This is a genomic window from Streptomyces sp. ICN903, from assembly GCF_022015835.1.
Taxonomy (GTDB): Bacteria; Actinomycetota; Actinomycetes; order Streptomycetales; family Streptomycetaceae; genus Streptomyces; species Streptomyces fenghuangensis.
On record NZ_JAKMAY010000454.1, the window covers coordinates 1,503 to 3,180 of the forward strand.

Sequence of the window (1,678 nt, forward strand, 5' to 3'; positions counted from 1 at the left end):
ACCGTGAACCCGCCCGCAGCCCGGCCACAGGCCCCGACCACAGGCTCCGTCCGCGTCTCTGTCCACAGGCCCCGACCGCCCCCGGCGGGCCGGACCTACGATGGGAGTCGGCCCGCACCCGGCCCACACCACCAGCAGGAGGAGGCAGCGACGTGGCTGACCAGCAGACGCCGGAGATCCCGGAGGAGCAGGGCGAACCCACCTCGGAGGAGCCGATCAAGCAGCGGAAGAACGGCCTGTACCCGGGCGTCTCCGACGAGCTCGCCGAGAACATGAAGTCCGGCTGGGCGGACACCGAGCTGCGCGACCTCGACCCCGTCCCGCAGGCCGCGCACACCGCCGAGCGGCGCGCGCGGCTCTCCGCCCGCTTCCCCGGCGAGCGCCTGGTGGTCCCCGCGGGCAACCTCAGGACCCGCTCGAACGACACCGAGTACCCCTTCCGCGCCTCCGTCGAGTACGCCTACCTCACCGGCAACCAGACCGAGGACGGCGTCCTGGTCATGGAGCCGAGGGCGGACGGCGGCCACGACAGCGTCCTGTACCTGCTGCCCCGCTCCGACCGCGGCAACGGCGAGTTCTGGCTGGACGGCCAGGGCGAGCTGTGGGTGGGCCGCCGCAACAGCCTCACCGAGGCCGAGAAGCTCTACGGCATGCCCTGCCGGGACGTGCGCACCGTCGCCGACGTGCTGCGCGAGGCGTCCGGCGACGTGCGCGTGGTGCGCGGCCACGACGCGGGCGTCGAGGCCGCCCTCGCCGACAAGACCACCGCCGAGCGCGACGAGGCGCTGCGGGTCTTCCTCTCCGAGATGCGCCTGGTCAAGGACGACTTCGAGATCGGCGAGCTGCAGAAGGCCGTCGACTCCACCGTGCGCGGCTTCGAGGACGTCGTCCGCGTGCTCGACAAGGCGCAGGCCACCTCCGAGCGCTACATCGAGGGCACCTTCTTCCTGCGCGCCCGCGTGGAGGGCAACGACGTCGGCTACGGCTCGATCTGCGCCTCCGGGCCGCACGCGACCACCCTGCACTGGGTGCGCAACGACGGCCCCGTCCGCTCCGGAGACCTGCTGCTGCTGGACGCCGGCGTGGAGACCCACACCCTCTACACCGCCGACGTCACCCGCACCATGCCGGTCGACGGCCGCTTCACCGACCTCCAGCGGAAGATCTACGACGCCGTGTACGACGCGCAGGAGGCGGGCATCGCGGCGGTGAAGCCGGGCGCGAAGTACCTGGACTTCCACCACGCCGCGCAGCGCGTGCTGGCGGAGCGGCTGGTGGAGTGGGGCCTGGTGGAGGGCCCGGTCGAGCGGGTCCTGGAGCTGGGTCTCCAGCGCCGCTGGACGCTGCACGGCACCGGCCACATGCTCGGCATGGACGTCCACGACTGCGCCGCGGCGCGCCGCGAGACGTACGCCGAGGGCACGCTGGAGCCGGGCATGTGCCTGACGGTGGAGCCGGGCCTGTACTTCCAGCCGGACGACCTGACGGTGCCCGAGGAGTACCGGGGCATCGGTGTGCGCATCGAGGACGACATCCTCGTCACCGAGGACGGCAACCGGAACCTCTCCGCAGCGCTGCCGCGCCGCTCGGACGAGGTCGAGGCGTGGATGGCGCGCCTGCGGGGCTGACGTCCGGCGTGTCCGGCGTGTCCGCCGGGCCGGGCCGGTACGGGCGTACC

1 protein-coding gene is annotated in these 1,678 nt (G+C 73.1%); it reads left to right on the forward strand.

What is annotated here, in order from left to right; all coding sequences use genetic code 11:
* The first annotated feature begins 152 nt into the window (after positions 1-152).
* Positions 153-1,628 carry an aminopeptidase P family protein gene (locus L7D48_RS27575; protein ID WP_237883632.1) on the forward strand — a complete coding sequence of 492 codons (1,476 nt, stop codon included), beginning with the start codon at positions 153-155 and terminating at the stop codon, positions 1,626-1,628.
* The last annotated feature ends 50 nt before the right edge of the window (positions 1,629-1,678 follow it).